Source organism: Arthrobacter sp. MA-N2 (genome assembly GCF_000517125.1).
Classification (GTDB): Bacteria; Actinomycetota; Actinomycetes; order Actinomycetales; family Micrococcaceae; genus Arthrobacter; species Arthrobacter methylotrophus.
Window position 1 is genome coordinate 401,679 of the sequence record NZ_KI912155.1, and the last position, 25,797, is coordinate 427,475.

Genomic DNA, 25,797 nt, shown 5'->3' on the forward strand with positions numbered 1-25,797 from the left:
ATTTGAGTGGAAAAAGCCGGCGCTGTTGACTCCGGCAGACTGCCACAACCCCCTCAGCAGGCTTGTGGCTAGTCTCACATGAGCAGTAGCCTAGCGCCCGGAACGGATGTTTGTGGCCAAAGTTTCCCGTCGGTAAAGTTTGTTATCGATATGCAATCATTGAAGGACGTCCAAGTGGTTCAATGATCCAGCTGACACGACACAAGCCCCGGATCAAGGCGAACCGGGGCTTGTGTCAGTTAATTCTCCATCACTGAAGATGGTGGTCCTACACGTTGAAGCGGAACTCCACCACATCGCCGTCGGCCATGACATACTCTTTGCCTTCAATACGGACCTTGCCGCGGGACTTGGCCTCGGCCATGGAACCGGCATCGATAAGGTCGTCGAAGGAGACAACTTCGGCCTTGATGAATCCCCGCTGGAAATCCGTGTGGATGACTCCTGCGGCCTGGGGCGCGGTATCGCCCCGGTGGATGGTCCAGGCGCGGGCTTCCTTGGGACCGGCCGTCAGGTAGGTCTGCAGCCCGAGGGTGTGGAAACCGACCCGCGCCAGCTGGTCGAGGCCGGATTCGTCCTGGCCGTTCATCTCGAGCATCTCGCGGGCTTCTTCTTCGTCGAGTTCGACGAGATCGGATTCCAGCTTGGCATCAAGGAAAATGCAGTCAGCCGGCGCCACCAAGGCACGCAATTCCTCCTGCTTTTCCGGGCTGCCCAAGATTCCCTCGTCCGAGTTGAAGACGTAGATGAAAGGTTTGGCAGTGAGGAGGCTGAGTTCCTTGAGGTGCTCCATCTCCAGCTTGTCGCTCTTGACCGAGGAGAAGATGGTGTCGCCACGTTCCAACACGGCCTGGGCGGCCAGGATTGCCGCCAGTTCCGCGGCTTCCCGCTTCTTGATCTTTACTTCTTTTTCGATCCGCGGAATGGCCTTTTCGATCGTCTGGAGGTCTGCCAGGATCAATTCGGTGTTGATCGTCTCAATATCGGAGCGCGGATCGACCTTGCCGTCGACGTGGACCACGTCCGGGTCATCGAAGACACGAATCACTTGGGCGATGGCTTCTGCCTCGCGGATGTTCGCGAGGAACTTGTTGCCCAGGCCTTCGCCTTCGGAGGCGCCCTTCACGATCCCGGCGATGTCCACGAACGAGACAACGGCCGGCAGGAGGCGCTGGGACCCGAAGACCTCCGCCAGCTTCTGCAGGCGCGGGTCCGGCAGGTTGACGACACCGACGTTGGGCTCGATGGTGGCGAACGGATAGTTCGCTGCCAGCACCTGGTTGCGGGTCAGTGCGTTGAAAAGAGTTGATTTGCCGACGTTGGGCAGTCCGACGATGCCAATAGTAAGAGCCACGAGCATTGATTCTACCCGTTGAGTGCCCTTGTCCGCTTTGCGGAAGATCCCAGCACGGCAGTGCCGCCGGTTCACCTTCCTTATATTGTCCGGCCCCTGTGCCAAGGTTGGGGACATGGATGGTTTTGCAGTGATTCTCGCGTTGTTCATGCTTCTTCTCGGAGCGGCCGGCGGCCTGGTGGCCGGGTTCCTCTTCTTCAGGCGCCGCAGCCTCGCGCTGGAAGAAGATTTCGACGGCGTCTCGGCCCGCCTTTCCGCGGTGAACGCCCAGTTTGCCGCCGCCGACGCCGAACGGCGGCTTTTGTTGTCACAGAACCGTGAACTGAACGAGTCCAGGAACCAGGATGGAAGCGTGCTGCGTGCCCTTGGCCCGGTTGCCGAGAAACTGACGGCTGTCCAGCAACAGGTATCGCTTCTGGAACGGGACCGATTGGAACAGTACGGGCAGCTTGCCCAACAGCTCCAGGAAGCCCGGCTGTCGGACGAACAACTGCTGCGCTCCACCCATGCCCTCGCATCTGCCCTGCGATCCAACAGCGCACGGGGCCAGTGGGGAGAAGTCCAGCTGCGCCGGGTGGTGGAAGCGGCCGGCATGCTGCGGCACGTCGATTTTCATGAGCAAGTGCATTCCGCGTCCGTGGACAATGCTGTCCGTCCGGATCTGGTGGTCCAGTTGCCGGGCGGGAAGCAGTTGGTGGTGGATGCGAAGGTTCCGTTGGCGTCCTACCTCGCTGCCCAGGAACAGGGCAACGCGCTGCACTGGGCAGGAAACGGGACGGGAAGCTCCGGCACCGATGCTTTGCTGCTGGCTCATGCGAAAGCCCTCAAGTCCCATGTGGATGCTTTGGGATCCAAGAAATACTGGGACATCCCTGGAAACTCGCCCGAGCTGGTCATCTGCTTCCTGCCTGCCGAATCAATCTTGGCGGCAGCGCTCGAAGCGGACCCGGCACTCTTGGACCACGCCCTCTCCCGGAACGTCGTACTGGCTTCGCCCGGCACTCTGTTGGCCGTTCTTAAGTCCGTTGCCTTCACCTGGCGCCAGGACGTTTTGACTGACAACGCCCGGGAACTCTTCGAGCTCGCCCGGCAGCTGTACGAACGCATGGGCACCCTTGGTGAGAACGTGGGAAAGCTGGGTTCGTCGTTGAAGACCTCGGTGGATCGCTATAACGCCCTTGTCGGAACGCTGGAGGCCCGTGTCTTGCCCACGGCACGCAAGCTCAACGCCATGGACACAGACGGCCTGCAGTCACCGCCCGCCGTGGAAGCAGTGCCGCGGACCTTGGCCGCACCCGAACTCATCGAAGGAGAATCGGCGGCCTAGAAGTGGCCGGCCGGCGAGGAGTCGGCCACGAGCCCCTAGGACGTCGGGCGGTTTCCGCGTCCGCCCAGGGCACGGGTGACGTCGCCGGCTTCTTTGAGGGTGGCGCGCAGTTCCTTAGGCAAGGAGAACAAGAGGTCTTCCTCCGCTGTCACGATTTCCTCAACCGCACCGTAGCCGTAGTCGGCCAGCAAGCGGAGCACGTCCTGAACCAGGACCTCGGGAACGGATGCGCCGGAGGTCACGCCAACGGTAGCGACGCCCTCGAACCAGCTTTCGTCGACCTCGTTCGCGAAGTCGACCCGATGGGAGGCCTTCGCACCATACTCGAGCGCCACCTCGACGAGCCGCACGGAGTTGGAGGAATTCGCCGACCCAACCACGATCACCAAGTCGGCCTGCGGGGCGATCTTCTTGATGGCGACTTGGCGGTTGGTGGTGGCATAGCAGATGTCGTCGCTGGGCGGATCCTGCAACGTGGGGAAACGCTCCTTGAGCATTCGGACCGTTTCCATGGTCTCGTCCACGCTCAGGGTGGTTTGCGAAAGCCAGATGGTCTTCTCCGGATCCCGCACGGTGACTTTGTCCACCTCGTGCGGACCGTTGATGATTTGGATGTGGTCCGGGGCTTCGCCGGCCGTGCCTTCCACTTCCTCGTGCCCGTCATGGCCGATCAGGAGAATATCGTAATCGTCTTTCGCGAAGCGTACGGCTTCACGATGGACTTTCGTGACGAGGGGGCACGTCGCATCGATGGTGCGCAGGCCGCGGTCTTCGGCCGACTGTACGACGGCCGGGGACACGCCGTGAGCAGAGAAGATCACCAGCGCGCCTTCGGGCACTTCATCCGTCTCGTCGACGAAGATGGCCCCCTTTTCCTCCAGCGAGGTGACCACATGCACGTTATGCACGATCTGCTTGCGCACGTACACGGGCGGCCCATAGTGTTCCAACGCCTTCTCCACCGCAATGACAGCGCGGTCGACTCCTGCGCAATATCCGCGCGGTGCCGCGAGCAGGACCCGTTTGGCACGGGTTACTGGCGCGGCAGCCAGCACCTCTTCCGGCGTCCGGCGCCTACGCGGGACAGAGGGCATCGGAATGGAGACTGCTGAGCTGCTCATCCCTCCATGCTACCGGCAGCGCTCCCCCGCATACCCGGCCTGGCTTTGGGAGCCAGGATCAGCATGATCAGGCCGAGCAGCGCTAGAACTCCCCCGGCGACCGCGGCGACAGTGATCCAGCCAGTGAAATTGTCCACCGATGCTGCGACCAACTCCCGGGCGAACAGCGCGCCGGTAGCAGTTCCGCCGAGGCCTGCGTCTCCTGCGCCCTTCAGCACCGTAGCGGCTGCTTGCCACAGACCGGCGAGTGCGGCCAGTCCCAGTCCTGTGAACAAGAAAATTGCGCCCCGGCGCCTCGCGGCCATCAGCGCAAGTCCAAGCAAAAGGATGGCGCCGAGGGCCGGGATCCACCACATCGGCGCATACGCCGCGACACTGTCTACCTGCTGCCGCTGGGCAGGGCCTCCGATGTTGATCAGGGTGGATGGTGGCGGCTCAATGGGGAGTTTTGTTGTTACGGCCAGCCGGTCCGCGAGAAGCTTCGTCAAGGGACCGACGTCGAGCACCAGGGAGGTTCCCGCGTTTGAGTTTTCAGAACCGATACTTCCGGCGAAATTCAGCCGATGGCTCCGGCGCACGGTTTCATTCCATGCCTGGGGGTACTCGGGCCATTTTGACATTGCGGTGGCCGCATCCTTGAGGAACGAGGCGCCAAGTTGCTCCACAGGAGCAGGCAGTTCGACTTTGGATTCAAGACTTCCGATGGCGGTAGCGGCCAGTCGGGCCTGGAACGCCTCGTTCTTTCCAAGCGAGGACGTGAGCGCCACGAACCCGTCTTCCCGGACGATGTTGGCGTCCGTCCATGCCATGGGGACGGCGATTCCTGTGAGCAGAAGGGCAAAGATCACTGCGATTGCAGAGACGAACGAGCGCAAGGGGTTCCTCAAGTTTGGCGTGCAACGGTTCCAAGCGGGCGACGATGAGTAGACGATGAATAATTGTCGGCCATGCATGCTAAAGGTATGGATAGAGTTGGAAGCCTGCCGCCGGCGTTTCGGTAGCAAGCTTTCAATAGCACCGACAGCAGCGGTGCTTCCACCAGCCCTTAGCAAAGTACCAGCGAGGACGGAACCATGCATCAGCCACCATCAGGAGGCTACCCGCGTGTCCTATGATGCCGTACCCGGCGGCACGTCATCGGCGTCGCCCATGGGAAGCTCCCCCGAGGAAGAGTCCACCCTGCCTGCCACGGCATCGGAGACCAGCCCGGAGAACCCCTGGCCGCTGCAATTGTTGTCCCGCAAACTGAAGACCCATATTGAGCGGGCTCCCGCCGCGTGGATCGAAGGTCAAGTCATCGAGCTCAACCGTCGTGGCAGCAGTGCTTTCGTCACGCTGCGGGACACCGACGCTGAAATCTCTTTGCCGGCATCACTGTGGTCCAACGTCCTGGACCGCCAGAAGGTGCCGCTGGAGCGTGGCTCACGCGTTGTCGCCTTGGTAAGACCCGAATTCTGGCTTAAGACCGGGCGGCTCAACATGTCGATCAAGGACATCCGTCCGGTAGGTCTTGGCGATCTCCTCGCCAGAATCGAACGCCTGCGCCAGGCCCTTGCCGCCGAAGGATTGTTCTCCGAGTCGCGGAAGAAAAGGCTGCCCCTGCTCCCCCACCGGATCGGACTCATCACCGGCCGCGACTCGGACGCCAAGAAAGACGTCCTCCGCAATGCTGCCCTCCGCTGGCCCGCCGTCGAATTCGCCGTCCGCGAGGTCGCAGTCCAGGGTGTCACCGCAGTCAGCCAGATCCTGGCGGCGCTCAAGGAGTTCGACGCCGATCCCCACGTGGACGTGATCGTGATCGCCCGTGGCGGCGGAGCCCTGGAGGACCTGCTTCCGTTCAGCAACGAAGAGCTGGTCCGGGCAGTATCTGCAACGACTACGCCCGTGGTCAGCGCAATTGGGCATGAGGCCGACCACCCGATCCTGGACGATGTCGCCGATCTGCGGGCGTCAACACCCACCGACGCAGCGAAACGGATCGTGCCGGACGTCGCCGAGGAGCTGGCGAGGGTCCGGCAAGCCCGTGAGCAACTTCACCGCAGCGTGGGCCGTCTGGTGGACCGGGAGACGGACCGACTTCACGCGTTGAGGTCACGCCCCGTGTTGGCATCTCCGGAAGGAATGGTCACAGCCCGGGAAGAGGATGTCGAGCGGCTCCGGAGGCATGCCCACACGGCGGTGAGCTCCGCCGTCGTGCGCGCACTCGACCAGGTGCACCACCTGCGCGCCCAGGTGCGGGCGTTGTCCCCGCAAAAAACGCTGGACCGAGGCTACGCCGTGGTGCAGCTTGCGGGAGCGGACGGCCTCGGCCAGGACGTGGTCCGGAGCCCCGAGCAAGCGCCAGTCGGCACTGAACTGACCCTGCGTTTGGCGGAAGGCCGCCTCGCCGCCGTATCTTCCGGAGCCGCCGGACACCCAAGCAACCACCAGCAGAATGAGGATTGAGAAATGACGGCAGAGAACGCCTCCCCCGAGGCCACAGCTTCAACTGAGAACCTGGACGCCCTCAGCTACGAGGAAGCCCGCGAACAGCTCATGGGCGTGGTCGGCCGCCTCGAAGCCGGCGGAGCAAGCCTCGAGGAATCACTCGCGCTATGGGAACGCGGAGAAGCCCTCGCAAAGCGCTGCGAAGAATGGCTGGAAGGTGCCCGCAGGAGGCTCGCCGCGGCCCGGCACAGTGGCGAGGACGACGCGGCCACGCGTTGAATCATGCGCGCCAAGAACGTGCCCCCGGCCTCCTAGGATTGGACGGCCATCGCCCGTTCGGCCGACACGTTGAAATTGGCTTTCGGCCAGCTGAGATCCAGCTTTCCAAGCGCCTCCAGAAGAAGCTCCTGGACTGCGATCCTCGCAAACCACTTCTTGTTCGCCGGAACCACGTACCACGGCGCCACCTCGGTTGAGGTCTTCTCGAAAACGAGTTGATAGGCCTTCATGTAGGAGTCCCAGAGCGCCCGTTCCCTGAGATCGCTCGTGTTGTACTTCCAATGTTTGGACGGGTCGTCCAAGCGTGCCAGAAGTCGCGTTTTCTGCTCATCGCGGCTGATGTTCAGCATGACCTTGACGATCGCGGTGCCCTGTTCGGCCAGACGCGCCTCGAACTCGTTGATGGCTCCATAGCGCCGTTCCAGTTCAGCCTCGTCGGCCCAACCGTGCACGCGGTGGATCAGCACGTCCTCGTAGTGCGAGCGATCAAAAACTCCAACGAAACCGGCGTCGGGCAAGGCTTTCTCGACCCGCCAAAGAAAGTCGTGGGCTTTCTCTTCCTCAGTCGGCGTCTTGAACGGAGCAACCCTCACTCCCTGTGGATCCATCGATCCCACGACGTGTTCGACAATCCCTCCCTTGCCGGCGGTGTCCATGGCTTGGAGGATCAGGAGCACTCGCTTCTGGCTGCCAAACTTTCCCTGGGCAAAGAGCATCTCCTGCAGGACGTCCAAACGATCGTCCTGTGCTGCCAGCAAAGCGACCCCGTTAGGCTTCTTCCCTTTGTAGCCGGGCGTCGATTCGGGGTCTACCGCGTCGAGCGAGAATCCGGCCCCGACCTTCAAGACCGTTGATACTTGCTTGGTAAACTCCGTTGCCCCAGCCATTTCGGCTTCTCCTCTGGTGTGGCCGCGCTGATGGCGGCGATCCACTTAGGCTAGTTGCCTTGGTACCGCTCGAGGAAGTCCGCCATGCGGCCGATCGCTTCTTCAATATCTTTGACGTTCGGCAGCGTCACCATGCGGAAGTGGTCCGGACGCACCCAGTTGAAGGCGCGCCCGTGTGAAACCAGGATCTTTTGCTCCTTGAGCAGGTCGAGGACGAATTTCTCGTCGTCACGGATGTGATAGACCTCAGGGTCCAACTTCGGGAACAAGTACAGCGCACCCTTGGCCTGCTGGGTGCTAACGCCCGGGATGGCGTTCAGCAGATCGTAGGCCTTGTTCCGCTGTTCGAGGAGCCTGCCGCCGGGCAGAATCAGATCTTTGATGCTTTGGTGGCCGCCCAGTGCGGTCTGGATAGCATGCTGTGCCGGCACGTTGGCGCACAATCGCATGTTGGCCAGCAGGTTGATGCCCTCAAGGTAGTCGGCGGCGTCCTTCTTGGGACCGGAGATGGCCATCCAGCCGGCGCGGTAGCCACACACCCGGTAGGCCTTGGACAGTCCGCTGAAGGTCAGGCATAGGACGTCATCGCCGGTGAGCCCGGCAAGATTTACGTGGACGGCGTCTTCGTAGAGGATCTTCTCGTAGATCTCGTCGGCAAACACCACGAGGCCATGTTTTTCCGCCAGGGCCACGATCTTCTTCAGGGTCTCTTCCGGGTACACCGCACCCGTGGGGTTGTTCGGGTTGATGACCACGATGCCCTTGGTGCGGGAGGTGATCTTGGATTCCAAGTCCTCAAGGTCCGGCTGCCAGCCTGATTCTTCGTCGCACAAGTAGTGGACCGGACGGCCGCCGGCCAGCGCCACCGAAGCTGTCCAGAGAGGGTAGTCGGGAGTGGGGATGAGGATTTCGTCCCCCACTTCCAGCAAGGCCATGAGCGACATGGTGATGAGCTCGCTGACACCGTTGCCGAGGTAGATGTCGTCAACGTGAATGTTCTGGATGCCGCGGGTCTGGTAGTACTGCGAGACGGCGGTGCGTGCCGAGAAGATACCGCGCGAGTCACTGTATCCCTGGGCATGGGGCAGGTGGCGGATCATGTCCACCAAAATCGCGTCCGGCGCTTCAAATCCGAACGGTGCCGGGTTTCCGATATTCAGTTTGAGGATGCGGTGCCCCTCTGCCTCCATCTGCTGGGCGGCCTGAAGAATCGGTCCACGGATGTCGTAAAGGACATTATGAAGCTTGGTGGACTGCTTGAATTCTGCCATTCATCAAATATGCCACACCGGGGATGTACTTCCGTTGAGACATCACTCACACAAGCGACGACGGCGGCGAGGCCCCGCAAAGGGTTCCTCACCGCCGTCGTCCTTGGCAGGGCCCTCCGCCGCCTGGGCCCACGCCACCGAGGGGCCCCAATCGAGCTTGCGAGTTTTGGGGAGGTGGCGGGGAGGGTTCCCTGGATGAGCGGAGCGAGGCGAGGGAGGCGGTGGGGACTTACTTCACGATGCCCTTGTCCTTGAGCCAGGCGGCAGCAGCATCCTTGGGATTCTGCTTCTGGTTGCCGCTGACCGCGCGGTTGAGGTTAATGAGATCATCCGTGGTCAGAATCTTCGACACGCCGTTGAGGGCTTCCTTCGCCTTGTCCGTCATTTTGGCGGTGTTGTACAAGGGAAGGACCTGCTGGGCCTTGAAGTTGTTCTTGGGGTCGTCGAGGACCACCAGGGCATTGTCCTGGATGGACGGCGTAGTGGTGTAGATGTCAGCGACCTGGACGTCGTTGGACAGCAGGGCCTGCAACGTCAGGTTGCCGCCGCCGTCGCTGAATGGCTTCAAGCCCTTCATGACGCAGTTGTAGTTGGCCTTGAGGCCGGGGAAACCGTAGGCACGGGTCTCAAAGGTTGCCGGTGCCCCCATGGTGAGGTCCTGGCAGACCTTGGCGAGGTCGTCGATGGACTTGAGCTGGTATTTCTCCGCCGTGGCCTTCGTGACGACCATGGCGTCCTTGTCTTCGGCCTTGGCGGGGTCGAGCACTCCCAGGCCCTGTGGAAGTTTGCCGGGAAGTGCCTTGTAGACGTCATCGGCCGAGACCTGGGTGGCGTTCGCATCAAGATACGAGAGCAGGTTGCCCGAGTAGTCCGGCGCGAGGTCGATCGAACCGTCCTGGACAGCTTTGAAGTAGATCTCGCGCGAACCGATGTTGGGCTTGGTGGTCGCCGTGACCCCGGCGGCGTTGAGCGCTCCCGCGTAGATTTCGGCGATGACCTGGCTCTCCGGGAAATCCGCCGAGCCCACGGTGAGCGAGCCGCCGGCCCCGGAGGCAGCATTGGTGGATGGGCTCGACAGCGGGCTGCCTCCACATGCGCTCAGGGCGAGCGCAACGCCCACCCCTGCCGCTAGGCCGCCGAACCCTCGGCGGGTCAGGGTGACGGGGTGCTTCATGCGGTACCTCCTTGAACGGCAGCCCCTGCTGGTGCAGCGGCTGCGAGATCTTCGGCGGCCTTGTGGCCGCCGCTGGAATCGATGGAAAGTCCGGGCGGGAGGAGGATCCTCTGCGCCAAGGCCAGAATGAGGTCGACAGCAATTGCCAATGCCGCGATGAGCAGTGACCCGCCCAGCATTCGGGGGAAGTCCTGGAGGACCAATCCGTCAAAAAGATAACGCCCCAAGCCTCCCAAGGGAAGGTAGGCCACCACGGAAACCGTCGCGATGACTTGGAGGACTGCAGTGCGGATGCCGCCGAACATGACCTGAAGGCCGTTGGGCAGTTCCACCTTGAACAAGACCTGGAGTTCTGTCATACCCATGGCACGGGCTCCGTCGACAACGGTCGGGTCCACGCTGGAAATCCCTGCATAGGTCCCCGCAAGGAGAGGCGGCACCGTCAAGATGACCAAAGCCCAGACAGGAGGCATGAGTCCGCTGCCGGCCAACAAGGCGAACAGGACCAACAAGCCGAGGGTGGGGAGTGCCCTCAAGGCGCCGGCGATTGCGACCGCGACGACGCGCCCCCGTCCGGTGTGGCCAATGAAAAGTCCCACCGGCACGGCGATGGCCGCGGCAATGACCAGGACCAGCCCGGAATACTGCAGGTGTTCCAGGATCCGGGTTGCGATTCCTCCGCTTCCGGTCCAGTGCACGGGATCCGTGAGCCATGCCAGGGTGTCAACGAAGATGTTGCTCACCGGCCCACCTCCGAGTGGATCCGGGTGTCGGCGATGAAGTGTTCGGCTTTGGCATCTTGCTTGGCAGTGGTGGCACCCGCCCGCGTCCAGGGTGTCAGCAGCTTCTCCAGCAGGACCAGGAACGTGTCCATGACCAGGGCCAGCAGAAGAATGGCGATGATACCGACCACCACCTCAGTGACAAACGTCCTCTGAAGCCCGTCGGTGAACAGCATTCCAAGGTTCCCGACTCCCAAGAGCGCGGCGACGCTGACGAGGGAAATATTGCTGACGGACACGACGCGCAAGCCCGCGAAAAGCACGGGCAAGGAAAGTGGCAGGTCGATCTGCAAGAACCTCGCGGTTGGTTTGAATCCCATGGACACCGCTGCCATCCGGAGGTCGTCGTCCACTGAATCGAACGCGTCCATGGCAGCCCGCACCAGCAAGGCGACGGCGTAGATCGTGAGTGCAACCACCACGTTGAGCGGATCCAGGATCCGGGTTCCCAGGATCGGCGGCAAAATGATGAAGAGCGCCAGGGAAGGAATGGTGTACAGCAGGGAGCTTACCGTGGTGATCACAGCCCGGAGGGTCCGGTTCCTGCGAGCCAGTTGCCCCAGGGGCACCGCGATGAGCAGGCCCAGGACCATGGGAATCAAAGCGAGGACAAGGTGCTCGCCTGCCCGCTGGAAGACCATGTCGCTGTTCGCCAGGAACCATTCCATCAGGGGGCGTCCTCCCGGTTGTGCCGGGTTTCTTCGATCAGGGCCAGTACTTCCTCGGATTTGAGGACCCCGGCGAACCGACCGTCGTCGTCGACCACTACGCCCAGTCCCGATGGAGATGACAAGGCCGCATCCAGCGCTCGTCGCAGCGTATCCCCGCGACGGAAAAGGGAACCGCCGGGAATCAGCCCGGCTCCGTCACGCGGGGAGGCCCATCCCAACGGCCGGGAGTCGCCGTCGAGCACCACAGCCCATTCGCTGTCCGCGCCGAGTTGCGGCGCCGCTACGGTCTTGACCGGATGCACCGGAACGGCATTGGCGTCGTTGAAGGCCAGGTGCCGGAAGCCTCTGTCCCGCCCGACGAACGAGGCCACGAAGTCATTGGCGGGCGCGCGGAGGATTTCCTCCGGTGCCGCGTATTGCGCCAGTTTGCCACCGACGGCGAAAACGGCCACCTTATCGCCCAACACGGTGGCTTCATCGATGTCGTGGGTGACGAAGACGATGGTCTTGGCCAGTTCGCGCTGGAGCCGGAGAAGTTCCTGCTGGAGTTCGTCGCGAACCACGGGGTCAACCGCGCTGAAGGGTTCATCCATCAGCAAGACGGGCGGGTCTGCTGCGAGCGCACGGGCTACCCCGACACGCTGCTGCTGGCCGCCGGACAACTGGGACGGGTACCGTTTGCCAAGCACCGAGGCCAACCCGACGACGTCGAGCAATTCTTGCGCGCGCTTTCGGGCTGCCGCCTTGGAAACACCGTTGAGCCTTGGAACCGTGGCAATGTTGTCCAGCACCGAACGGTGAGGCATGAGCCCCGAAGACTGCATGACATAACCCATGGAGCGGCGTAACCGGGCAGCCGGTTCATTCGAAACATCCCGTCCGCCCACAGTGATGGTGCCCGAGGTGGGCTCCACCATTCGGTTGATCATCCGCAGGGAAGTGGTCTTTCCGCAGCCCGAGGGTCCCACGAATACGGTGATGGCACCCTTGTCGATGGACATGCTCAATCCATCAACCGCGGGTTGCCCGCCCTGATACTGCTTGGTGACGCTCTGGAACTCAATCATGGCTTCAGCCATTCCCGGGCTTACCTAACTGTTGGGCTGCACTATCAACTGCACTATCAAGGGTGGAAACGATTCAACAGTGAACATTGTTTCTACAGCCTAGCCAGCACCACCGACGATGTCAGCGCAGGCGCGAAGACCGTAATGAATCGGCAATGCTCAGGGCGTCGGGAGTTTTCCGTTGAGGGGCCTTTCACTGTGCAGACGGAGGCCGATGTCCACGAGGGACACCCGGTTCAGTCCTGGTACCTTCTCCAACGGCACCCAGGCCGCGTGCGTAGTGCTTCCGTCTATCTCGTGGGTCAGTTCGCCGCCCGTGATGGTGGCCTCGTAGATCAGGCGGATTGCCTGGAAATCACGGTCTGCCCCGTCCAGCCGATCTTGGTCCGGCCAGTGCCCGACGTCGATGCCGAGCATTGGGCCGATGACGGCGTCGTACCCGGTTTCCTCCATGATTTCGCGGCGGCAGCCGTCCACGGGATGCTCCCCCAGGTCCAAGCCTCCGCCGGGAAGGGTCCACCCTTCTTTGCCGTCTTGCTTCCAATAGGCGAGAAGGATTGCATGGTCGCGGATGACGACTCCGTAGGCGGCAGGTCGGGTGTCGAAATCGATGCTCATGGAGCCAGCCTATGCGGGGAGCAACGCCACGGGACTAGGCTGGTGGAAGTTCCGGGTTCAATATTTTTGATTTTGCAAATTTCGGCACATGGAGTTTTATCGTGACCAACTTGGAAACGGCCCCGTCCCAGGAAATCTGCCCTGCAGGTCACCCCGGCCAGGGTCCTTGCGTGCAGCTTTGGCCGGCCCGCAACGTTCCTTTGGGCGGTGTCCGCAATATGACGGTCTCCCGTACGCTTCCCCAGCGTGGCCTCCCCACCGTGGGCGCCTGGTGCTTCCTCGATAGCTTCGGCCCGGATCGCGTGGCGATGAGCGTCCTCCCCCACCCCCACACCGGCCTGCAAACAGTCACGTGGCCGCTGCAAGGCGAAGTGCGGCACCGCGACAGCCTGGGCAGCGACGTCGTGGTCCGCCCGGGGCAATTGAATATCATGACCGCAGGCCGCGGCATTTCGCATTCCGAGTTCGCAGTCCTTCCGGCAGGACTTCGCCCGGACACGCTCGACGCCGGCGCTCCCCTGCCGATTTCCCGGGGGCTGCAGTTATGGGTCGCTTTGCCGGACGCCGTCAGGCACCGGGCGCCCTCGTTCCAGCAAATCGTCGATCTGCCGGTGGTCATCGCGGACAATTTCAGGGCCACTGTACTCGTCGGCGAATTCGCCGGACACAGTTCCCCCGCCACGATGTACAGTCCCATTGTCGGCGCCGAAGTCACAGCCTCGGGCGACGTCGGACTGCCCCTGAACCCCGATTTTGAACACGCGGTCCTGGTCCTGGACGGCTCCGCGGTCATCGATGGCCAAACTATCGAGCCCGGGCCCCTCGCTTTCCTTGGCACGGGCCGTGAATCGCTCCGCGTCGAGGTCGCTCCTGGCACGCGGTTCATGCTCCTCGGCGGTGAACCCTTCGAAGAAGACATCCTGATGTGGTGGAACTTTGTGGGCCGGACGCACAAGGAAGTGGAGCAGGCGCGCGAAGAATGGGAAGCCCAGGCGCTCCTGAGCGATGACGAAGCCCGCTCCGCGAGATTCGGGTGGATCAACGGGCATGGGCCCGACGCCGGTGCGGAAGCCGGGCGCATCCCGGCACCTCCCATGCCGGGGGTTCAGCTGAAACCAAGGACCCGGAACCGGGCTACCGAGTAGGAGTTGGGAGCGACACCCAAAAAGCCTGGCGCCACATAGCAGGACTTAGGACACCGGTATCAGCGCGTCGCCGGTCTTTCTCCGTGTCCGTCGGCAGTTTGCGCGTCGCTCAGCATGAACCGCCTCTGCGCTTTAGGACAGTTCCCCGACAATCCGCATGACCCCGAAAACCGGTTCCTGCTCCAAAACCCGTACATCGGTGATCCCATGGGTGGCGAGTCCCGCCCGGAAAGCGGTCTGTAGGGCCTCCACATTCATGCCGAGCCCGCCACCCAATATCACCGGTCCGCGGAGGCCAAGTTGCCGAACGGGCTGCGCAGCCAGCTCCGCGAGGTCCCGGCCCGCCTGGTCCAGCAACTGGCGGCTGGTCTCGAGTCCTTCGCGCGCGGTTTCCACCACTGCGCTTGCCCGCTGAGCCCAGTACCGCCGGTCGGTGTCCTCCGAATGGAAGAGCGCAATGAGTTTGTTGGGATCGTCCACCCCGCAGGATTCCAGGAGAGCCGTGGTGAGGCCATCCGGTTCCAGCCCTTTGTTCATCCGGCGAAGGCTATGGCGGACCGCCTCCCGGCCGAGCCAATAACCACTGCCCTCGTCGCCCAGGAGGAACCCCCAACCCCCTGCGCGGGCTTCCTCTCCCGCCGCGTTCTTTCCCCACGCCGCGGATCCGGTTCCCGCGATGACGGCCACTCCCGTGCTTGCGCCGCCGGCCGCCAGCAGGAGGCGGGAATCGTGCACCACCGTGACCTGTGCGCCGGGGACATGGGGTTCGATCAGTCCGGCGAGGGCGCGGGCATCGGCGTCGGTATCGATTCCGCCCGCGCCGGCAAGGACGCGGTCCACGGTGCCTCCACCGATCAAGGCGAAGAGCTGCGCGAGATTCTTGGCCGCCGTCTCTCTGCTGACGTTTTGGACGTTGGAGCTGCCGGTGCTTTCGTCGCGGACCGGTACACCGTCCTCGAACCGCACGCCTCGGGTTTTACTACCACCGATGTCCAGTCCGATGACCGTTGCCGGTACCGATCCGTCGGGCCGGGGGGTCGGGTTTTCTGCTGTCTCCACGTCCAAAAGCGTAGCGCGGGCCCGCGCTGTGATCCTAAGGTGGAGGTCCTATTGGCTTCCGGATCTCGCCTTCACCAGTCCCCCGAGTAGTCCCGGCCCTTCGGAAAGTACCAGTTCGCGGAAAAGCTGTACGGGATCGGGCTCTTTGCGCCGCTCTCGCCATGCAATCCCTATCTCCCGGTACGCGAGTTCCGACTCAAGCGATACCTCCACCCAGCCGAGGTCCGTGGAATCCAGGACGCCCTGGGGTCCGGACCCCAGTCCGCCCGGCGGCAGGATGCTGTAGCCCAATCCGGCGGACACCAGCCCCCGGATGGTGTGCGAATCCTGGCTTTCGAAAGCGACCCTGGGGCGAAAGCCCGCATCCCGGAAGATCGCGTCGGCCAGCGAGCGCAGGCCGAAACCCGGTCCCATGGAAACGAACGGCTCATGCTTGAGCTCGACGAGCCGCACGCTCGACCTTCGGGCCACCGGATGGCGGTGATGGACCACCAATCGCAACGGTTCCCGATACAAGGCCGCAGAGCCGAGGTTCCTGCCAGGGCCCGCAACGGGTGCTGTCAAGGCGAAGTCGGCGTCTCCCGCGATGAGCGATTCAAGGCACGCGGCACGGGCTCCTTGACTGAGCTCGAAGGCAGTGGAGGGGTGCCGGTTCCGGAAGGCACTTATGAGCAGCGGCAACGTTGCTTCGCCGAAAGTGTGCTGGAAAGTCACCCTGATTCTGCCGCGGACCACGTCGGATTCGTGGCGGACCGCGTCCAGCCCCGCCTGGAATTCCGCCAGAGCTGACTCAATATAAGGCAGCAACGCCTTCGCGGCGGGGGTCAGGCGGACGCCGCGGCCTTCACGGATCAGGAGTTCGGTCCCGACGACGGCGCTAGCCCGGGCCAGCGCCCGGCTGACGGTCGATTGGGGTACTCCCAACAGCTCTGCAGTCTCGGTGACGTGTTCTGTCCGGCCCAGCTCAGCCAGCAGCGGCAGCATCGGCAGTAGCTGGACCAGTTGCTTGTGTTCGCTGTCCATTCCGGTCCGCCTTTTCAATCATCAATATCTGCTATCAATCTTAGGTAAATCATGCATTGGAATCATCACTTCGGGCGGCCGTACTGTTGAAACGTGAGTACAAGCGCAGCATCCACGAGCGGGAGCCCGGGCGAGTTCGGCTGGGAAGGCCACCTGAAAGGCTCTGCGGCGTATCGGAGGATCCTTGCCGGACTCGCCCTTGCCGGTGTGGCTACGTTCGCGCAGCTTTACTCCACCCAAGCTGTCTTGCCACTCATGGCGAACGAGCTGCACATCACGGCAGCCGAGGCTGCGCTCACCATTTCCTTTGCCACGGTAGGACTTGCGGCGACGGTGTTGCCCTGGTCCTTCGTTGCCGACAGAATTGGCCGCGTGCGTGCCATGACTATTGGAATCGCGGCCGCCACTGTCCTGGGCCTGCTCGTCCCCATGGCCCCCGCTTTCCCCCTCGTCCTCGCGCTGCGGGCACTCGAGGGCATGGCCCTGGGCGGTATTCCAGCCATCGCCATCGCGTACCTGAATGAGGAAGTCAACAAAGGGCACGCCGCGCTGGCTGCCGGCAGCTACGTGGCCGGCACCACCCTCGGTGGACTTGCGGGTCGTTTGCTGGCAGGCCCGGTCGGCGAGTTATGGGGGTGGCGCGCGGCCACTCTTGCGGTTTCCCTCCTTGCCACCCTGTCGGCCGCCCTGTTTCTGCTGCTGGTTCCGCAGCCGCGGCGCTTCACTCCAAGCTCGGCAGGAGGATTCCGAGGGGCGATGAGGACCTTGGTGGGCCATTCCTCCAATCCACGACTCGTTGCCCTCTACGTTCAGGCGTTCTTGTTGATGGGTGGTTTCGTTGCCGTCTACAACTACCTCGGGTTCCGACTGCACGCCGAGCCTTTTGGACTGCCCGCCACCGTGGTGAGCCTCATCTTCCTGGCCTATTTGTCCGGCACCGTGAGCTCCCGCTGGGGAGCAGGACTGTCCATGCGCCTCGGCCGACGCACGGTCCTCCTCGTGGGCATCGCGACCATGACGGCTGGACTCGGGCTGACCCTGTGGGACAACCTCGCCGCGATACTGGTGGGCTTGGTGATCTTCACCGGAGGATTCTTCGCAGCCCACAGCATCGGATCGGGCTGGACCGGGACCATCGCGACGAACGGACGTGCGCAGGCGGCCTCGTTGTACAACCTCTCCTACTACTTGGGTTCCAGCATCATCGGCTGGGCCGGAGGACTCGCCTTCCAGACTTTCGGCTGGAACGCACTCGCCTGGACCGTCATCGCGCTGTGTTGCACGACGGCGGTGATCACCGCCGTCGTGCACCGCTCCCCGGAGCGCCGGGTCGGCGTCGTCGGCTCCTCCCTGTGACTGCTATGTCTCGGACGTTGGGGCGGTCTCCATTCCCGTCCTGCCCGAAGGCGTGGGTTCCGCCAACCGCGCCCGCGCGTGCAACACATCGCCGATGAACCAGTCGTAGATCAGCACACCGATGACCCCGCCGATCAACGGCCCCACGATCGGCACCCAGAAGTACCAGCTGAACGCTCCATCTACGGTGCCCGGCAGCGCCGTCTGCCCCCATCCGGCCAGCCAGGCAAACAACCGCGGTCCGAAGTCACGGGCCGGGTTGATGGCGTATCCAGCGTTCGCACCCACGGACATGCCGATCGCCGCCACGGCCAGGCCGATCATGAACGGGCCCAGATTGGCCTGGACAGCCGTGTTGCGCATGTCGATGATGGCCACAACGAACAAGACCAGGAAAGCCGTGCCAACAACCTGGTCGATCAGCGGACCAACGGGATTTCCATTGAAGTACGGTGCTGGGAAGGTCGCGAAAATCGAGTAGGTGGCAAGCCCCTTCGAATCCGCACGCCCGGTGCCGACTGCCTTGTTATAGGCGTCGATCGCGTCGTGATAGAGCAGGTACACCATCGCTGCACCAGCGAAGGCGCCGACAATCTGGGCAAGGATGTACGGACCCACCTTCTTCCACGGGAATTTCCGCCGGACTGCGAAAGCCACTGTCACGGCTGGGTTGATGTGCGCCCCGCTGACGCCGCCGGCGACGTAGATTGCCATGGTCACCGCGATGGCCCATCCCCACGTGATCAACAGCCAGTCACCGGCGGCCATGAAGATAGTGGTGGACGTTGCGGCGCGTCCCGAGCCGGGCAACGCAGCCACGGCCATGGCCACAACGCCGTCGCCGAAGGAGATCAGGACGAACGTACCGAGGAACTCGGAGAGGAGCTCACCCCACGTACCGCCCAACTGCTTGAGGCCGCTTCCGTTGCGGACCGCATTCCTTAGGGGACTGACATCACTCATCCCGAGTGCCTCCTTGAGTCATCTGATTCACCAATGGAAATTGACAACCCCAGCACATTCATGGTATGCCGATTGGCCTTGGGTGACCATGGCCCGCGTTGACTCATTGAAAACCTCCGCGTAGCCGGATACGTTGCCTCATTTGAAAACCTCCGTGTAGCGGCGTGGTTCGCAATTGTGGCGGCGGTTGGGGGCTATGCCCGTTTTCATGGAGCTAACGATGGCCCAGCGGCAAGCTGTGACGAAGAAGAAGGCCCTCGCCTATAAGGGTGCTGATCGTGCAGGGAAGTCCCGGATCTTGAACGAACTGGTCGAGCTGACCGGTTGGCACCGCGACTACGCCCGGGCGGCGTTGCGGGATGCCCTGGTGTTGAAGATCGTCAGACCACGCCCGGGCAGGACCGCGGTCTACGGGCCTGATCTGCTGCCTGCCCTCATCAAGTGCTGGGCCGTGCTGCGCGCCCCTGCCGGCAGGCTGCTGGCCCCGATGCTGCCTGTCCTGGTCCCGCTGCTGCGCAGGGACCGGGAGCTTGAGCTGACCGATGAACAGGCCGGACTGCTGATGCGGATGAGCGCAGCGACCATCGACCGGAAACTCGCCGGCGAACGGGCAAAACTTTTCCCGCGGGGACGGTCCCATACCAAGCCGGGCACGCTGCTCAAATCCCAGATCCCGGTCCGCACCTGGGCCGAGTGGGATGACGCCGTCCCGGGGTTCGTGGAGATCGACCTGGTGGGCCACGAGGGAGGCAACAGCTTCGGCGAGTTCTGCTGCACCCTGACCGTGACGGACATCGCCACGGGCTGGACCGTGAACCGGTCGGTGCGGAACAAGGCCGCCAAATGGGTCTTCGAGGCCCTCGAACACGTCACTGCCGTGTTCCCGTTCCCGATCATCGGCATCGATTCAGACAACGGTTCCGAGTTCATCAACGAGCATCTGCTGGCCTACTGCCACGCGCACGAGATCACCTTCACCCGCTCCCGGCCCGGCAACAAAAACGACGGAGCCCACGTGGAGCAGAAGAACTGGGCCAGGGTCCGGGAACTGGTCGGCTACCTGCGCTACGACACCGACGCGGAACTGGCCAAACTCAACGAGATCTGGGAGCTGGACCGTGTCTTCACCAACTACCTGCTGCCGCAGCAGAAGCTACTCTCCAAGCAGCGGCACGGCGCGAAAGTCACGAAGAAACACGACGCCCCCGCCACACCCCACCAACGCGCGATCCGGCATGAACGGATGAACAAACGCCCGGTCATCCAGATGAACGCCGCCTTCAAACGCATCAAGCCCGGAGCCCTTTCCCGCGAGATCCTGGCGCTTACCGGGCAGCTGGAAACACTGGCCTTAGCCAAGAAACCAGCACCCCTCAAACCCGTCAACCGCGCCTGGAACAGCTAGGCCTCGCGGAGGCTCTTCAACGAGGCAACGAAACCACCCATCCGGAGGTTTTCAAATGAGGCAACGTATTACTCTTCCCGGAGGTATTGCAATGAGTCAACAGGGGCCAACGTCAGCCGAGGGACCGGCTACCGGGTGGACTCGATGGCACAGACCAAGTCATCGACGATATCGGCGGAGTCTTCCAATCCAATCGAAAGCCTGAGCATGCGCGCGTGCGGCTTGGCCCCAGGGCCCTCCGGCCAGGCCGCCAACCGCACGGCGCTGAAGGCGGCTATTCCTGAAGCAAGACCCACCGATTGCCCCACTCCTTCGAGCGCCGTAACGCCGTCTTCGAACCTGGCTACCGTAAGATTCCATAGACGCTGCTACACGTTGCTTTGACCTCCGAGGGTTTCCCACCCGTGGCCATCTGCCCGTACGCAAGTCCGCCGTCGCGAACAGCAGGCAAAGGAGCCGTGGTCGATAGCTTGATGGGCAGGGCGTGAACGCCCCGTTCCGCGAGTCCCGTCCGGCCCGCTGGGACCGCGAGCGCGTCGCAGGCCATCACTGCTCTGCTTGAATTATTCATCGCTGAATTCGCCAAATATCTGGCAATAATTCGGAGACTTATGGTGTCAATGAATGGATTGTGCGGAAAATGGCAACTATGATGAATAGACAGCACTTTCAGGAGGATTCGTGAGCACCACCCCGAAGAACGTTCGGCCCGTCAGCACCAGCGAGCCCCTGGATGCGATCGACGAGCGCATCCTTGCAGCTTTGGTGGGGGATGCCCGGATCTCCAACAAGCAGTTGGCCGAACTGGTCGGCATTGCACCGTCAACCGCACTCATGCGCACACGGTCACTTTCCGAACGCGGCATCATTGAGGGATTCGAGGCAGTCCTCAGCCTGCCCGCGATCGGTCGATCGGTCCAGGCCCTGATCGCCGTGCGCCTGCGTGCCCACGACCGGGACCAGATTGACCGCTTCACTGCCCGCGTGCCTGCGCTTCCTGCGGTGATCTCGACGTTCCACACTTCGGGCTCGGTGGACTACCTTCTGCATATCGCCGTAGCCAACACCGATGACCTCCGTGACTGGGTCCTGGACAATCTCGCGACGGACCCCGTGGTGGGCCATACCGAGACCACCTTGGTCTTTGCCCACATCCAGGGCAACCACGGCCCACTTCCGGATTAACGGCCTTGTTTCAGTGGCGCGGTTCGAGCCCGGAGTGCGCGGCTCCGATAGCGTCCTGGCGTAAATCACCGAGTTCCCGGCGGCGCCTGAAGGCCGCGCGCTGCAGGGCCAGGTCGACCGGCGGAATGTAGCGCCTGCGTTCGGCCCATGAAATCAGATTGGCTCCGATTCCCGCAGCGGCCGACTCCAGCATGGAGGGTCGCCGGTAGGATCCGCATGATGCGGTGGCAGTGCTCATGACTCTTTCCCTTCAGTGGTTGCTGCGGTGCTTGCTGCGTGCGACTTCGCGTCGCGGGATTTCTTGTCTCCGGCCCATGCGGGGACACCCAGGATGGGGAATGCGTTGATGTGGATCTGGACTGGACGGGCATCGTCTGCCTCGGGTTCGCTCCGGATTTCCTCCAGAAGCTTGCGGCCCACGGCTTCCATGGCACGGGCGTAGCGGCCAAGCTGCTCGGCCGACATCCGGGCATTGGCCGTATTGACGATGGCGGCCTCGAGCCACTCTTCATCCAAAGATTCCATGCCGTGGGCCATGAAGTCGGCGAGGACAGCCTGCCTGCTGCGTTCGAATTCGCGGGTGACCAGCCGCGACGCCTCCTGGGTCGCCGGTGAATGTGCCAGCTCGGGCGAGGTGATCTGGATGGCTCCCTTAGGCCGCTCCCACCACCGTTCCCTGGCCGTCCCCTTGCCTTGGACCTCGCGGACAAAGTCGAACTTGGCGAGCTGGCGCAGGTGGTAGCTTGTGGCGCCGCTGGATTCGTTCAGGAGTTCGGCCAGGCTGCACGCCGTCTGCGCTCCGTAACGGGACAGCATCTCAAGAATTTGGACCCGCAGGGGATGTGCGAGCGCTTTGAGGGATGCCGTATCGACCTTACGGACGGGCAATTCCGGTTCCTGAACCTTGTCCATGTCGGAAACGCTACTCTTGCAAAGAAACCTTTGCAAGCATTTCTTTGCAAGCATTTATTTGCAAATCAGTCTTTGCAAGTTGCCTTGCCTTGCCAGGGGCCCGCCGTCAGCCCTTCCGGAGTACTCCACGGACCGACACGGCCGCAAGCACCATCGCTGCCAGTCCGCACGCCACCGTGAAGCAGCTGGCAGCGGCGCCCAGTCCGATCACCGAAGCGGCCAGCCCCAGTCCGATGACGGGCACCGCGCTTCCGAGGTAGGTGATGACGTAGAGGGTACTGATGATCTGGGCGTGCCGCGACGCCTCCACTTTTCCGGCAACATCGTTGAACACCAAACGGAATGCGACCCCCTGCCCAACACCGGCGGCGAGGCTGGCCGCCACCAGCAACACCGGGCTGGACAGCGACGCTGCCGCGCCCACCAGAACGATGGATCCCCCCAACACTGCCAGTCCCGCCGGCACTGCGAACCTGCCGCGGACGGTCAGGAGCTGGCTCAGCGCGGACGCGCCCAACGTCAGCCCGGCGAGCAGCCCGGTCATGGGGCGGGAATCGGCATGCACGACGACGGCGAAGTAGCCAGGCGCCAGGGAGAGGCAGAATCCAAACACGGCAAAGCTCAAGAATCCAACGCTGGAGGCCAACCAGAACGCGCCCCTCGCGTCCCGCGATACAGAGGGCCGCCGGGGGGCGAGCACTGTGTAGGGGCGCGGGCCTTCGGCCGGACGAATCGCGGGCCGGGCCTTGAGGAGCCACAGCGGCACCAGCAAAAGCAGCAGGACGGCCGCATGAATGACAAAGGGCGTGGAGGTGGCGCCCGGGAGCAGCGAAAGCAGTCCGCCGATCGCAGGACCGGCAGCCACCCCGCCGGACGAAGAAAGCAACGTGAATCGTGAAGCCCATTCCGGCCGGTACGGAAGCAGCTCCCGGAGCGCCGCGGAACTCGCCCCGGTGGCAAGTCCGACCGCAACGCCCTGGAGCATCCGGCCAGCAGAGAGCATCAACAGGTTGTCAGCGTTGGCAAAAACAAGGCCACCGGCCAGGCCCACGACGACGGCGAGGACCAAGGCAGCGCGCCTGCCGATGTGGTCCGACCAATGACCGGCGAGCATCAGCACGCCCACGAGCGCCAGGACGTAGCTTGCGAAGGCGATCGTCACGCCCAGGGAGGTTATCCCCAACTCCGACTGAAGCAACGGATACAGCGGGCTCGCCAGGTTGGCGCCTACCAGCAGCGTGAACATCACGACGCCGGCCAGGACCAGCCGTGCCCTCGTGGAAGCATCCCAGCCCCAGCGTTCGGCGGTGGCCGGACGCATGCGGAGTTCGCTAAAGACAGTCATTCCCATGCCTTCGCCTCAGCGGCCATCACGCTGCCGGGCTTTGTGGGCCGGGACGCAATGACCCAATTATTGTTGGCAATAGGATGTCGCAGGACTGCCAGATAGATCAGATATTCATGAAAGAATTGATCAAAACTGTCAATATTGACGCTCGTTGATAGCCACAAATGACCCGGAGTGATGATGTGAACACCCTCGACCCGACAGATCTGAAGATCCTGCTGGAATTGATCCGCGATCCCCGGGTCCAGATCGGCGAACTCAGCGAGTCCCTCGGGATTGCGCGCAATACCGCCCAGTCGCGGATGCGCCGGCTGGTCCGTTCGGGCGTACTGAACGACGGCGGCCGCGAGGTCGACCTCGAAAAGGTGGGGTACGACGTCGTCGGCTTCGTGACGTTGGAGGTGACCCACCGGGAGCTCGACGGCGTGATCGGCTCCCTGCGCCGCATTCCCCAGGTCCTGGAGGTGCATGAAATTTCCGGGAGAGGCGATCTCCTGTGCCGGGTGGTAGCCACCGACACGCACAACCTGCAAACCGCGCTCCGCTCCATCCTCAGAATCAAGGGCGTCATCCGTACGGAAACCGTCCTCGCCCTGCACACCCACATCCCGTACCGGACCGAGCCGCTCATCGGCAGGCTCACGGACGCCGAGACCGCAGGAACCGCGAAACGGATCAAACCGCAGGATTCCTCCCCTTCGCCGGTCAGCGAAGCCGACTAGGATTCCGGAATGGATCGGCTCTTATTTGGGTCCCCATGATCGTGGCGGCGTCGGTGACGAGCATCCTGCTGGCTGTCCTCATCGTCAAGTCGGGAGTGCACGGAGGCATGGCCGGCGCCTTCTTTGCGCTGGTGATGTCCGTCGTCTTCCGCACCGGCGGCCCAGCGGGAGGAGAATGGCCTCGTGACCATCATTGATAACGCCGTCTACGTGAACGGCATCCGGACCGCCACTCCGGACAGTCTTGAGCAAAGCGTCGAAACGCTGGCCGCCCACGGCGGAATGGTGTGGATAGGCCTGTACCGGCCGGACGAAACCGAAATGGCGGCAGTGGCGGCCGAGTTCGGCCTGCACTTGCTCGCCGTCGAGGACGCCGTCAATGCCCACCAACGGCCCAAGCTTGAACGCTACGACAACAACCTCTTCACGGTCCTCCGGCCCGCGCGATACCTGGATCAAACGGAGACCGTGGAATTCGGCGAGCTTCACATCTTCACCGGAAGCAACTTCGTGGTGACGGTCCGCCACGCGGAAACCCCCGGAGTAGCCCAGGTCCGGCGCAATCTGGAACAACAACCGGAGCTGTTGCGCCATGGGCCCGAAGCCGTCCTTTATGCATTGCTTGACCAAGTGGTGGACGATTACGGTCCGGTGATTTCCGGGCTGGAAAACGACATTGACGAGATCGAGGACCAACTCTTCGGCGGTGACCCCACCGTTTCCCGGCGCATCTATGAGCTCGCCCGCGAGGTCATCCAGTTCCAGCGCGCCATCAACCCGCTCCCGGAGATGATGGCCGCCCTCAAACGCGGATTCGTGAAATACGGTGTCGACATAGAGCTGCAGCGTAAACTCCGCGATGTGGAGGACCACGCCGAACAAGTCATTTCCCGAGCCAACGGGTTCCGCGACCTGCTGCAGAACGCCTTGACCCTCGATGGCACCCTGACCGCGAACCGGCAGAACGAGGCGAGCGCAGCACAAAACGAACAAACCAAGAAGATTTCATCGTGGGCAGCGATTTTCTTCGCACCGGCCTTCGTTACCGGGCTCTACGGCATGAACTTTGACATTATGCCCGAGCTCCATTGGACCTACGGTTATCCCATGGCGATCGGCCTGATGGTCGTCGCATCGTTGCTCATGTACACCATTTTCAAGCGGAAGAGCTGGCTCTGATGACCCCCGGCCAGGAAGGCTTCAACAAGGGCTGGATCATCACACCCGGGACGCCGGCGCAGCTGGGGGCCTTCGGTTTGTTTCGCCCGTCGGCGTCACAAGAGCGGGTACTCACTCCCACAACCCACGGGATCACCGTCAAAGCGGCCGACGACCTCCTCTGGATCGGCTTCTCCGAATTATGCGGCGGCCCGACGTCGACGGCGGACTATGAGGCCTTGGCCGGGGACTTCAAGACCTGGGTGGTCGACGGCGTTCCCTCACCACATCGGGAGTCATCTCTCGGATCCGCGGCGGCCTGGCAGCGATTCACCAAGGTGATCGATGTTCTATGCGAGCAAGACATCACCCTGTTCCTGATCGGACATGGCCCGCTGGATTGGGAGCCAGCCCAGGATCCGGTCCACCGAAGCGATATCCAGCCAGTTGACTTGGCCAGGATCGCGAGCCGCCTCTCGCCCCTGGGCAGGGTGGAGGCTTCAGCGCCTTTCGAAGACGCAGAGACTTGGGGCAGCTGAACGA

The 25,797-nt window shown here is 62.9% G+C and carries 28 protein-coding genes; 11 read left to right on the forward strand and 17 right to left on the reverse strand.

The features are described from left to right. Nucleotides 1–268: 268 nt before the first annotated feature. On the reverse strand, nt 269–1,354 hold the full coding sequence (gene ychF / locus A3M3_RS0102170; RefSeq protein WP_028264958.1) for a redox-regulated ATPase YchF: 1,086 nt from the start codon (nt 1,352–1,354) through the stop codon (nt 269–271). 115 nt (nt 1,355–1,469) lie between these two features. On the opposite strand from ychF, the gene rmuC reads away from it, so the two are divergent. Next, complete coding sequence (gene rmuC / locus A3M3_RS0102175) at nt 1,470–2,681, forward strand: DNA recombination protein RmuC (RefSeq protein ID WP_028264959.1); 1,212 nt, start codon at nt 1,470–1,472, stop codon at nt 2,679–2,681. A gap of 35 nt (nt 2,682–2,716) precedes the next feature. On the opposite strand, the gene A3M3_RS0102180 is transcribed toward rmuC, so the two are convergent. Further along, nucleotides 2,717–3,802, reverse strand: a complete 1,086-nt coding sequence (locus tag A3M3_RS0102180; RefSeq protein ID WP_028264960.1) for a 4-hydroxy-3-methylbut-2-enyl diphosphate reductase — start codon at nt 3,800–3,802, stop codon at nt 2,717–2,719. Then, nucleotides 3,799–4,677 (reverse strand): hypothetical protein, encoded by an 879-nt coding sequence (locus A3M3_RS0102185; RefSeq protein ID WP_028264961.1) that lies wholly within the window; start codon nt 4,675–4,677, stop codon nt 3,799–3,801. Before A3M3_RS0102185 ends, A3M3_RS0102180 begins: the two co-directional genes overlap by 4 nt. Before the next feature lie 274 nt (nt 4,678–4,951). On the opposite strand from A3M3_RS0102185, the gene xseA reads away from it, so the two are divergent. Beyond that, the gene (gene xseA, locus A3M3_RS0102190) at nt 4,952–6,247 is read left to right on the forward strand and encodes an exodeoxyribonuclease VII large subunit (protein WP_028264962.1); all 1,296 of its coding nucleotides are present in this window, start codon (nt 4,952–4,954) and stop codon (nt 6,245–6,247) included. A gap of 3 nt (nt 6,248–6,250) precedes the next feature. After that, nucleotides 6,251–6,508 carry an exodeoxyribonuclease VII small subunit gene (locus A3M3_RS0102195; RefSeq protein WP_028264963.1) on the forward strand — a complete coding sequence of 86 codons (258 nt, stop codon included), beginning with the start codon at nt 6,251–6,253 and terminating at the stop codon, nt 6,506–6,508. Nucleotides 6,509–6,540: 32 nt separating this feature from the next. Here A3M3_RS0102195 and A3M3_RS0102200 read toward each other — a convergent pair whose 3' ends face one another. The 7 genes from A3M3_RS0102200 to A3M3_RS0102230 all read right to left on the reverse strand — a co-directional run bounded on the left by A3M3_RS0102200 (nt 6,541) and on the right by A3M3_RS0102230 (nt 12,978). Next, entirely contained in the window at nt 6,541–7,395 is an 855-nt protein-coding gene (locus tag A3M3_RS0102200; protein ID WP_028264964.1) for a polyphosphate kinase 2 family protein, read from the reverse strand. A 50-nt stretch (nt 7,396–7,445) separates the two neighbouring features. Beyond that, entirely contained in the window at nt 7,446–8,666 is a 1,221-nt protein-coding gene (locus A3M3_RS0102205) for a pyridoxal phosphate-dependent aminotransferase (RefSeq protein ID WP_028264965.1), read from the reverse strand. Nucleotides 8,667–8,895: 229 nt separating this feature from the next. Beyond that, nucleotides 8,896–9,840, reverse strand: coding sequence for an ABC transporter substrate-binding protein (locus tag A3M3_RS0102210; protein ID WP_028264966.1), 945 nt, complete (start codon nt 9,838–9,840; stop codon nt 8,896–8,898). Beyond that, nucleotides 9,837–10,583 carry an ABC transporter permease gene (locus A3M3_RS0102215; RefSeq protein ID WP_028264967.1) on the reverse strand — a complete coding sequence of 249 codons (747 nt, stop codon included), beginning with the start codon at nt 10,581–10,583 and terminating at the stop codon, nt 9,837–9,839. Before A3M3_RS0102215 ends, A3M3_RS0102210 begins: the two co-directional genes overlap by 4 nt. Continuing rightward, nucleotides 10,580–11,290, reverse strand: coding sequence for an ABC transporter permease (locus A3M3_RS0102220; RefSeq protein ID WP_028264968.1), 711 nt, complete (start codon nt 11,288–11,290; stop codon nt 10,580–10,582). Before A3M3_RS0102220 ends, A3M3_RS0102215 begins: the two co-directional genes overlap by 4 nt. Continuing rightward, nucleotides 11,290–12,372, reverse strand: coding sequence for an ABC transporter ATP-binding protein (locus A3M3_RS0102225; RefSeq protein ID WP_028264969.1), 1,083 nt, complete (start codon nt 12,370–12,372; stop codon nt 11,290–11,292). Before A3M3_RS0102225 ends, A3M3_RS0102220 begins: the two co-directional genes overlap by 1 nt. A 147-nt stretch (nt 12,373–12,519) precedes the next feature. Further along, entirely contained in the window at nt 12,520–12,978 is a 459-nt protein-coding gene (locus A3M3_RS0102230) for an NUDIX hydrolase (RefSeq protein ID WP_028264970.1), read from the reverse strand. Between the two features lie 101 nt (nt 12,979–13,079). Here A3M3_RS0102230 and A3M3_RS0102235 point away from each other — a divergent pair, with 101 nt between their 5' ends. Beyond that, nucleotides 13,080–14,123, forward strand: a complete 1,044-nt coding sequence (locus A3M3_RS0102235) for a pirin family protein (RefSeq protein ID WP_028264971.1) — start codon at nt 13,080–13,082, stop codon at nt 14,121–14,123. 132 nt (nt 14,124–14,255) lie between these two features. On the opposite strand, the gene A3M3_RS0102240 is transcribed toward A3M3_RS0102235, so the two are convergent. Together A3M3_RS0102240 and A3M3_RS0102245 are read right to left on the reverse strand one after the other, a co-directional pair. Then, nucleotides 14,256–15,182 carry an N-acetylglucosamine kinase gene (locus tag A3M3_RS0102240; protein ID WP_051423282.1) on the reverse strand — a complete coding sequence of 309 codons (927 nt, stop codon included), beginning with the start codon at nt 15,180–15,182 and terminating at the stop codon, nt 14,256–14,258. Nucleotides 15,183–15,230: 48 nt separating this feature from the next. Beyond that, entirely contained in the window at nt 15,231–16,205 is a 975-nt protein-coding gene (locus tag A3M3_RS0102245; protein WP_028264973.1) for a LysR family transcriptional regulator, read from the reverse strand. A 93-nt stretch (nt 16,206–16,298) separates the two neighbouring features. Between A3M3_RS0102245 and A3M3_RS23510 the strand changes: the two genes are divergently transcribed. After that, nucleotides 16,299–17,561: an MFS transporter gene (locus A3M3_RS23510; RefSeq protein ID WP_035741244.1), complete on the forward strand. Its 1,263-nt coding sequence runs from the start codon at nt 16,299–16,301 to the stop codon at nt 17,559–17,561. A 3-nt stretch (nt 17,562–17,564) separates the two neighbouring features. On the opposite strand, the gene A3M3_RS0102255 is transcribed toward A3M3_RS23510, so the two are convergent. After that, the gene (locus A3M3_RS0102255; RefSeq protein ID WP_028264974.1) at nt 17,565–18,524 is read right to left on the reverse strand and encodes an MIP/aquaporin family protein; all 960 of its coding nucleotides are present in this window, start codon (nt 18,522–18,524) and stop codon (nt 17,565–17,567) included. A 220-nt stretch (nt 18,525–18,744) separates the two neighbouring features. On the opposite strand from A3M3_RS0102255, the gene A3M3_RS0102260 reads away from it, so the two are divergent. Continuing rightward, complete coding sequence (locus A3M3_RS0102260) at nt 18,745–19,929, forward strand: integrase catalytic domain-containing protein (RefSeq protein WP_081736666.1); 1,185 nt, start codon at nt 18,745–18,747, stop codon at nt 19,927–19,929. A 128-nt stretch (nt 19,930–20,057) separates the two neighbouring features. On the opposite strand, the gene A3M3_RS27800 is transcribed toward A3M3_RS0102260, so the two are convergent. Then, nucleotides 20,058–20,225, reverse strand: coding sequence for a hypothetical protein (locus A3M3_RS27800; protein ID WP_155854259.1), 168 nt, complete (start codon nt 20,223–20,225; stop codon nt 20,058–20,060). A 385-nt stretch (nt 20,226–20,610) separates the two neighbouring features. Between A3M3_RS27800 and A3M3_RS0102270 the strand changes: the two genes are divergently transcribed. After that, nucleotides 20,611–21,114, forward strand: a complete 504-nt coding sequence (locus A3M3_RS0102270; protein WP_028264976.1) for an Lrp/AsnC family transcriptional regulator — start codon at nt 20,611–20,613, stop codon at nt 21,112–21,114. Between the two features lie 10 nt (nt 21,115–21,124). On the opposite strand, the gene A3M3_RS0102275 is transcribed toward A3M3_RS0102270, so the two are convergent. The 3 genes from A3M3_RS0102275 to A3M3_RS23515 all read right to left on the reverse strand — a co-directional run bounded on the left by A3M3_RS0102275 (nt 21,125) and on the right by A3M3_RS23515 (nt 23,371). Then, on the reverse strand, nt 21,125–21,352 hold the full coding sequence (locus tag A3M3_RS0102275) for a hypothetical protein (RefSeq protein WP_028264977.1): 228 nt from the start codon (nt 21,350–21,352) through the stop codon (nt 21,125–21,127). Continuing rightward, the gene (locus A3M3_RS0102280) at nt 21,349–22,026 is read right to left on the reverse strand and encodes an ArsR family transcriptional regulator (protein WP_028264978.1); all 678 of its coding nucleotides are present in this window, start codon (nt 22,024–22,026) and stop codon (nt 21,349–21,351) included. Before A3M3_RS0102280 ends, A3M3_RS0102275 begins: the two co-directional genes overlap by 4 nt. 106 nt (nt 22,027–22,132) lie before the next feature. Next, on the reverse strand, nt 22,133–23,371 hold the full coding sequence (locus A3M3_RS23515; RefSeq protein ID WP_035741246.1) for an MFS transporter: 1,239 nt from the start codon (nt 23,369–23,371) through the stop codon (nt 22,133–22,135). Nucleotides 23,372–23,538: 167 nt separating this feature from the next. Here A3M3_RS23515 and A3M3_RS0102305 point away from each other — a divergent pair, with 167 nt between their 5' ends. From A3M3_RS0102305 to zapE, 4 genes are read left to right on the forward strand one after another with little or no spacing between them, the layout of a single operon-like run. Beyond that, nucleotides 23,539–24,096 carry an Lrp/AsnC family transcriptional regulator gene (locus tag A3M3_RS0102305; RefSeq protein ID WP_028264981.1) on the forward strand — a complete coding sequence of 186 codons (558 nt, stop codon included), beginning with the start codon at nt 23,539–23,541 and terminating at the stop codon, nt 24,094–24,096. A 53-nt stretch (nt 24,097–24,149) separates the two neighbouring features. After that, complete coding sequence (locus A3M3_RS27805) at nt 24,150–24,293, forward strand: hypothetical protein (RefSeq protein WP_155854260.1); 144 nt, start codon at nt 24,150–24,152, stop codon at nt 24,291–24,293. Further along, nucleotides 24,280–25,275, forward strand: coding sequence for a magnesium/cobalt transporter CorA (gene corA, locus A3M3_RS0102315; RefSeq protein ID WP_028264982.1), 996 nt, complete (start codon nt 24,280–24,282; stop codon nt 25,273–25,275). Before A3M3_RS27805 ends, corA begins: the two co-directional genes overlap by 14 nt. After that, nucleotides 25,275–25,793 (forward strand): AFG1/ZapE family ATPase, encoded by a 519-nt coding sequence (zapE, locus tag A3M3_RS0102320; RefSeq protein ID WP_028264983.1) that lies wholly within the window; start codon nt 25,275–25,277, stop codon nt 25,791–25,793. Before corA ends, zapE begins: the two co-directional genes overlap by 1 nt. Nucleotides 25,794–25,797 lie beyond the last annotated feature (4 nt).